The sequence below is a fragment of the Nocardia sp. NPDC060220 genome, assembly GCF_042727815.1.
Taxonomy (GTDB): domain Bacteria; phylum Actinomycetota; class Actinomycetes; order Mycobacteriales; family Mycobacteriaceae; genus Nocardia.
Genome location: NZ_JBHWZY010000317.1, coordinates 1 through 7226 on the forward strand (window position 1 = coordinate 1; position 7226 = coordinate 7226).

Annotated in this window: 9 protein-coding genes and 1 pseudogene; 8 read left to right on the forward strand and 2 right to left on the reverse strand. The window is 68.6% G+C overall.

Going from position 1 to position 7226, the window contains the following annotated elements; all coding sequences use genetic code 11:
* Positions 1-194 (reverse strand): annotated as a pseudogene (locus ACFWF3_RS17805) (nicotinamidase); the annotation flags it as partial.
* 126 nt (positions 195-320) lie between these two features.
* Complete coding sequence (locus ACFWF3_RS17810; RefSeq protein WP_379314506.1) at positions 321-1634, reverse strand: nicotinate phosphoribosyltransferase; 1314 nt, start codon at positions 1632-1634, stop codon at positions 321-323.
* Between the two features lie 61 nt (positions 1635-1695).
* Here ACFWF3_RS17810 and clpS point away from each other — a divergent pair, with 61 nt between their 5' ends.
* The 8 genes from clpS to ACFWF3_RS17850 form a co-directional block, all read left to right on the forward strand.
* Complete coding sequence (gene clpS, locus ACFWF3_RS17815) at positions 1696-2043, forward strand: ATP-dependent Clp protease adapter ClpS (RefSeq protein WP_101464172.1); 348 nt, start codon at positions 1696-1698, stop codon at positions 2041-2043.
* Positions 2044-2064: 21 nt separating this feature from the next.
* Positions 2065-2634, forward strand: coding sequence for a DUF2017 domain-containing protein (locus tag ACFWF3_RS17820; RefSeq protein WP_378996723.1), 570 nt, complete (start codon positions 2065-2067; stop codon positions 2632-2634).
* Between the two features lie 33 nt (positions 2635-2667).
* Complete coding sequence (locus tag ACFWF3_RS17825; RefSeq protein ID WP_379314507.1) at positions 2668-3729, forward strand: P1 family peptidase; 1062 nt, start codon at positions 2668-2670, stop codon at positions 3727-3729.
* Positions 3730-3943: 214 nt separating this feature from the next.
* The gene (locus ACFWF3_RS17830) at positions 3944-4357 is read left to right on the forward strand and encodes a M67 family metallopeptidase (protein WP_358071628.1); all 414 of its coding nucleotides are present in this window, start codon (positions 3944-3946) and stop codon (positions 4355-4357) included.
* A 37-nt stretch (positions 4358-4394) separates the two neighbouring features.
* Positions 4395-4670, forward strand: a complete 276-nt coding sequence (locus ACFWF3_RS17835; RefSeq protein WP_101464168.1) for a MoaD/ThiS family protein — start codon at positions 4395-4397, stop codon at positions 4668-4670.
* A gap of 4 nt (positions 4671-4674) precedes the next feature.
* Entirely contained in the window at positions 4675-5637 is a 963-nt protein-coding gene (locus tag ACFWF3_RS17840) for a PLP-dependent cysteine synthase family protein (RefSeq protein WP_378996727.1), read from the forward strand.
* A 71-nt stretch (positions 5638-5708) separates the two neighbouring features.
* A complete protein-coding gene (locus ACFWF3_RS17845; RefSeq protein ID WP_378996729.1) occupies positions 5709-6422 on the forward strand; it encodes a rhomboid family intramembrane serine protease in 714 nt (237 codons plus the stop codon).
* Positions 6423-6491: 69 nt separating this feature from the next.
* Positions 6492-7226, forward strand: a 735-nt coding sequence (locus ACFWF3_RS17850; protein ID WP_379314508.1) for a cyclic nucleotide-degrading phosphodiesterase, incomplete at its 3' end; no start/stop codon positions are given.

Sequence of the window (7226 nt, forward strand, 5' to 3'; positions counted from 1 at the left end):
ACGTAGTCGGGTTCGGTGGAGAAGTGGGCGCCGGGGTCGATGTGCCAGTCGCGGGTGGCGACGACCGCATCGTACTGCTCACCGGCGACGAAGTCGGTGATCGCGGCCGCTACCGCCGCGCCGCCGGCGACCGCGAGGGAGCCGCCCTCGCAGAAATCGTTCTGTACGTCCACGATGATCAGACCGCGTCCCATGTCATCCTCCAGCTCGTTCGACCGCACCATTCTCCGCCGCGCGACGCCACGCGGCCACCCCGGCGCGGTGGCCGACCGGGTGCCGGTGCGGTCGAGAGTCGTCGGCACGTCGGCGTGCCGCGACGCTCAGCCGAGGAACGTTGTCGGCACGGCGGGCTCGCCCGCCGAGAGCTTCAGCCCTTCCCACGGCAGGCTCACCAACCCGCGCGCGACCAGCTCGCGACTCTGCGCCAGCGTCGCCACACCGTCGACCACCTTGCCTTCGCGAACCAGCTGCACCTGCAGCTCCCGCACCTGAAAACCGTTGGTGGCCGGTGCTTCTCCGCCTTCGGGATAGACGATCTCCTCGACGATCGTGCCGGTGGCGCGGGCCAATCGCACCGCCTTCTTGGTCCCGCCGCGCGACTGCTTGTGACTGGACCGCTTGGCCACCGCGATGCCGTCGACCTCGACCAACTTGTAGACCATGCCCGCGGTCGGGGCACCCGAACCGACGACCACCGACGTGCCGACGCCGTACACGTCGACCGGTTCGGCACGCAGCGCCGCGATCGCGTACTCGTCCAGGTCGCCGGAGACCACGATGCGCGTGCCGGTGGCGCCGAGTTCGTCGAGCTGGTCGCGGACCTGCCTGGCGAGGACGCCGAGGTCGCCGGAGTCGATGCGCACACCGCCCAGCTCGGGCCCGGCCACCTCGATGGCCGTGGCGACACCCCGGGTGATGTCGAAGGTGTCGACCAGCAGCGTGGTGCCGATGCCGAGCGTGTCGATCTGGCTGCGGAACGCCGCGGCTTCGTGTTCGCCGTCGGCGCCGCTGTGCAGCAGCGTGAAGGCGTGCGCGCTGGTGCCCGCGCCGGGCACGCCGAAGCTGCGCACGGCCTCGAGATTGGAGGTCGCGTCGAATCCGGCCAGGTAGGCGGCGCGCGAGCTCGACGGCGCGGCGAGCTCGTGGGTGCGCCGCGATCCCATCTCGATCATCCGGCGGCCCGCGGCCGCGCTCACCATCCGGGCGGCCGACGAGGCGATAGCGCTGTCGTGATTGAAGATCGACAGCGCGAGGGTCTCGAGCAGCACGCATTCGGCGAAACTGCCGCGCACGGTCAGGATCGGTGAACCGGGGAAGTACAGCTCGCCTTCGGCGTAGCCGTCGATATCGCCGGTGAAGCGATACTCGCGCAACCAGTCGACGGTGGCCGGATCGAGGAACTTCGCGACCACAGCCAGCTCTTGCGGGCCGAAGCGGAAGCGGGTCAGCGCGTCGAGCAGACGGCCGGTGCCGGCGACGACGCCGTAGCGGCGCCCGTTCGGCAACCGCCGGGCGAACACCTCGAAGGTGCACTGTCGCTGAGCCGAACCGTCGGCAAGCGCCGCGGCCAGCATGGTCAGCTCGTACTGGTCGGTCAGCAGCGCGCTGCCGGCGAACTCGTCACGGATCTGCACACCAGAAACTCTAGTCACCGCGGGTGTTGTTTCCTGCGGGCCTCGTCGTACCCTGGTTTTTATGGCCGTGTGCAATAACGTTCGGGCCGGCGCCGTCACCGACGCTGTGAACGCCGCACTGTCGGCACCGCAGGCGACACCGGAGACCACCGAATACACCGAGATCCTGGAGGCCGAGGACCGGCCCTGGGTCACCGTGGTCTGGGACGATCCGGTGAACCTCATGCACTACGTCACCTACATCTTCCAGAAGCTGTTCGGCTACAGCAAAGCCAAGGCGACCGAGTTGATGATGCAGGTGCACAACGAGGGCAAGGCGGTGGTGTCCTCGGGATCGCGCGACAAGATGGAGCAGGACGTGCGCCGACTGCACGCCGCGGGGCTCTGGGCAACCATGCAGCGCGACTGACGACCTGAGTAACCTGGGCCTGTGCGTAAGTGGAGCAGGAAGAACTCACTGAGTGGCCTCAAGCTTCGATCCGAAATGGACGAGCACGAGGCCACCGTCCTTCGCTCTCTGATCGGTGCGGTGTCCGGACTGCTCAGTGACCGCGCAGCCGACGCCCCCGAAGACGAACTCGCCGCGCTCACCGGCTTGCGCACGGGCAGCTCCACCCCGCCCGACGATCCGCAACTGCTGCGTCTGCTGCCCGATTTCCACCGCGCCGAGCCCGGTTCTCCCGATGCCACGCGCGCCGATCTCAACAGCGCGCTGCGCAGCCTGCACGAGCCGGAGATCATCGACGCGAAACTGGCCGCCGGGCAGACCGTCCTCGACAGCTGCCCGGAAGTGGGCGGCAAGATCGCGCTCACGCCCGAGCAGGCCGACGCGTGGCTGGCCGCGCTCACCGATGTCCGGCTCGCGCTGGGCACCCTGCTCGACATCGACGACGACACGCCCGACCATTTCGATCCGGAAGACCCGCGCGCCCCGCATCTGGACGTCTACCACTGGCTCACCTGGATGCAGGATTCACTACTGCAAGCGCTCGCGCCGTGAGCGCGACGACCGGAATCGCCGACGAAGGACGAGATGATGCGCAGCGGCCCCGGAGTACGCAACTCGATCACTGATGTCGCCGGGGTGCTGGTCGGGCATCACCAAGCGCTCGACGCCGAGGTCACCCTCGGCACCGGCGCCGCGACGGGCTGCACGGTCGTGCGGGTCCCCGGCGGCGCGACGGCCTCGGTCGACGTCCGCGGCGGCGGACCCGGCACCAGGGAAACCGACCTGCTCGACCCGGCCAACACCGTTCGCCAACTCGATGCCGTGCTCCTCACCGGAGGTAGCGCGTACGGCCTCGCCGCCGCGGACGGGGTGATGCGCTGGTCGGAGGAACACCGCGAGGGCATTCCGATGGACCCGGCCGACCCGAGTCGGGTGGTCCCGATCGTGCCCGGCGCGGTGATCTTCGATCTGCCGGTCGGGGACTGGGGTATCCGGCCCGGCGCGGACTTCGGTTATCGCGCGGCCGCGGCGGCGTCGACCGAGTTCGCCCGGGGCACCGCGGGCGCCGGTGTCGGTGCGCGGGCGGGCGCGATCAAGGGCGGAATCGGTTCGGCGAGTGTGGTTCTCGCGGACGGCCCCGGGGCCGGGGTGACCGTCGGCGCGGTGATCGTGGCCAATCCCGTCGGGTCGGTCGTCGATCCGCGCACCGGGTTGCCGTGGGGCGTCGGCACCGACGGACCCGACTTCTTCGGGTTGCGGCACGCGACAGCGGACGAGATCGCCGCACTTGCCGCGCTCCCCGCGAAGAGCATGGTGCTCAACACCACGATCGGTGTGATCGCCACCGATGCCGCCCTCGACCCCGCCGGCTGCCGACGGCTGGCCGCGACCGGGCACGACGGACTCGCCAGGGCGATCCGGCCCGTGCATTCCCCGCTCGACGGCGACACCCTGTTCGCGCTGTCCACCGGCGCGATCGAGGTCACCCCGCTCGCGCTGCCGCGCGCTTTCCCCACCGACCTGCTGCTGCTCGACCAGTTGTGTACGGCCGCGGCGGTGGTCGTCGAGCGCGCCGTCGTCGACGCGGTGCTCGCCGCGACCTCGATCGCCGGGATCCCCGCCTACTACGATCTGTTTCCGCGCTGATCGGCGGCCTCGCGCGAGGTCGCCCACTGTCGGTGGTGCGGCTGCCCGGTGGCCGCAACTGCCTGCTGACCAGCCCTTCGGCGGCTTGCCGCGCCTGCGGTGACGACCCGGCCGGGACCGGAGTGCGTACTCCGCGGAATACCCGAATAGGGTGGGTCGTTGTCGGGGAAGGTGCTCGACAGCGCGCACGCAGGATGTGGAAAGGGTCGATGAAGTGCTGGTGATCAGGGCCGATCTCGTTGACGCGATGGTGGCGCACGCTCGCGCCGACCACCCGGACGAGGCATGCGGCATCATCGCCGGCCCCGAGGGCAGCGACCGGCCGGAACGCTTCGTCGCGATGGTCAACGCCGAACGCTCGCCCACCTTCTACCGGTTCGATTCCGGTGAACAGCTGCGCGTGTGGCGCGCGATGGACGACGCCGACGAAGTGCCGGTCGTGATCTACCACTCGCATACCGCCACCGAGGCCTACCCGAGCCGCACCGACATCTCCTACGCCGCCGAACCGGACGCGCACTATGTGCTGGTCTCCACGCGCGACCCGCAGGAGCACGAACTGCGCAGCTACCGCATCGTCGACGGCGAGGTCACCGAAGAACCGGTGCGCATCGTCGATTCCTACTGAACCGTCCGAGAACAGTCACCACCCCCGAGGAGCCCCCATGCCGGTAACCGTGTCCATTCCGACCATCATGCGTGGTATCACCGGAGGTGAGAAGCGGGTGCAGGGCGAGGGCTCGACGCTGTCCGCGCTCATCGCCGATCTCGACGCGAACCACCCCGGGCTGGCCGAGAAGCTGCTGTCGGACGGCAAGCTGAACCGCTACGTCAACATCTACGTCGACGACGAGGACGTGCGCTTCTCCGGTGGGCTGGAAGCCGAGGTGCCCGCGGGCGCGTCGGTCACCATCCTGCCCGCCGTGGCCGGCGGCGCCTGACCCCGTGGCCCGCTACGAATCGCTGATCGCGACGCTCGGCAATACGCCGCTCGTCGGATTGCAGACACTGTCGCCCCAGTGGGACGGCGACGATCATGTGCGGCTGTGGGCCAAGCTCGAGGACCGCAATCCCACGGGCTCGATCAAGGACCGGCCCGCGCTGCGGATGATCGAACAGGCCGAGGCCGACGGGCTGCTCACCCCCGGCTGCACGATTCTGGAGCCGACCAGCGGCAACACCGGGATCTCGCTGGCCATGGCGGCCAAGCTCAAGGGTTACCGGATCGTGTGCGTGATGCCGGAGAACACCTCGGTGGAGCGGCGGCAACTGCTCACGATGTTCGGCGCCGAGATCATCGACTCGCCCGCGGCGGGCGGATCCAATCAAGCGGTGGCGATGGCCAAGCAGATCGCGGCGGAGAATCCGGATTGGGTGATGCTGTACCAGTACGGCAACCCGGCCAACGCGCTCGCGCACTACGAGAACACCGGGCCGGAACTGCTGGCCGACCTGCCGGAGATCACCCATTTCGTCGCGGGACTCGGCACGACCGGGACGTTGATGGGCACCGGCCGGTTCCTGCGTGAAAACGTGCCCGGTATCGAGATCGTGGCCGCCGAACCCCGCTACGGCGAGCTGGTCTACGGCCTGCGCAACATCGACGAGGGATTCATCCCCGAGCTCTACGACGAGAAGGTGCTCACCACCCGGTTCTCGGTGGGCCCGTACGACGCGGTGAAACGGACTCGCGAACTGGTCGGCGAGGAGGGAATCTTCGCCGGGATCTCCACCGGGGCGATCCTGCACGCCGCGCTCGGCATCGCCAAGAAGGCGCAGAAGGCCGGGAAACGGGCCGATATCGCGTTCGTGGTCGCCGACGGCGGCTGGAAGTATCTGTCCACCGGGGCATACGACGGCACGCTGGACGAAGCCGAGGAGAAGCTGGACGGGCAACTCTGGGCCTGACGCGATGTGACCCGGCTTCGGTACGCTCTGGTCAACGGGCTGTTCGACGGTCCCTTGCCGGAGTGGAGGCGATGTCGGTGAGCGGTGGGGTGGGTGCCTCGTTCGATCCTGATCGGATCTCGGGGCTGCGTGGCAACGCGAGTTCGGGCATCGGCGCGTCGCGAGGCGGTTCGTGGATTCGGGCCGCGGTGGTGATTCTGGGCTTCGTGGGGGCGCTGTACGTGATCGAGGGCGTCGACATGGTGCTCTCCTACGATTCGCCACCCGGATCGGTCGGCGAACTCGACTCGGCGGGAATCGAGCCGCGCGAGGTATCCGGGCTCGACGGGATTCTGTGGGCCCCGCTGTTGCACGGCGGGTGGGACCATCTGTTCGCCAACACGCTGCCGTTGCTCGTGCTGGGTTTCCTCGTGCTGCTCTCCGGGATCGGGCGGGGGATCGCGGCCACGGCGATCATCTGGGTGATCGCGGGCGTCGGTACCTGGCTCACGGGGTCGGCGGGAAGTGTGCACGTGGGAGCGTCGTCGATCGTGTTCGGCTGGCTGACGTACCTGATCTGCCGCGGGTGGTTCACGCGCAATGTGGGCCAGATCGTGGTGGGACTGGTGATCCTCGTGTTCTACGGCTCGATGCTGTGGGGCGTGCTGCCGAGCGACCCTCGAATTTCTTGGCAGGGGCATCTTTTCGGGGCGGTGGGTGGAGTGCTCGCGGGCTGGGTACTCTCGTCAGATGAACGTCGACGCCGCCGTGGAGCATCGGTCGGCCGCGCACTACCAACGCGGTAACCGGGGATCCGGTCTGGAAATTGGGGGGATCCTGCATTGAGCACCAGCACGTCGTGGCAGCATGGGGGTATGCGCCTTACCGTCCTCGGGTGCTCGGGCAGCGTGTCCGGCCCGGACTCCCCAGCGTCGGGCTACCTGCTGACGGGCCCTGATATGCGGCCGACTGTCATCGACTTCGGCCCCGGTATTTTCGGCGCGCTGCAGAAGCACATGAACCCGGCCGATGTCGATATCTTCCTCACCCACCTGCACGCGGATCACTGCTTGGATCTGCCCGCACTGCTGGTGTGGCGTCGCTACCACCCGAATCCGCCGACCGGGAAGGCGCTGGTCCGCGGGCCGTCCGATTCCGCGCTGCGGATCGGCAATGCGTCCGCGGAGATCGGCGGCGAGACCGACGACTGGTCCGATGTGATCGACTCGCAGGCGTGGGTCGAGAACACGCCGATTCCGTTCGGGCCCGGTCATACGGTGGAAGCTCGGCGGATGTTCCACCCGCCGGAGTCCTATGGGCTGCGGATCACCGCGGGCGACGGCCGGGTCTTCGTCTACACCGGTGATACGGCGATGTGCGATGCGGTGGTCGACTTGGCGCAGGGTGCGGATGTGCTGATGGCCGAGGCGTCGTGGACTCATGATCCGGCGAATCGTCCTCCGGGGATTCATCTTTCGGGGACCGAGGCGGGGGAAATCGCTACTCGCGCCGGGGCCAAGGAGCTGTTGCTGACCCATATTCCGCCGTGGACTTCGCGTGAGGATGTGATCGCTGAGGCCAAGGCGGCGTTCTCGGGGCCGGTGCACGCG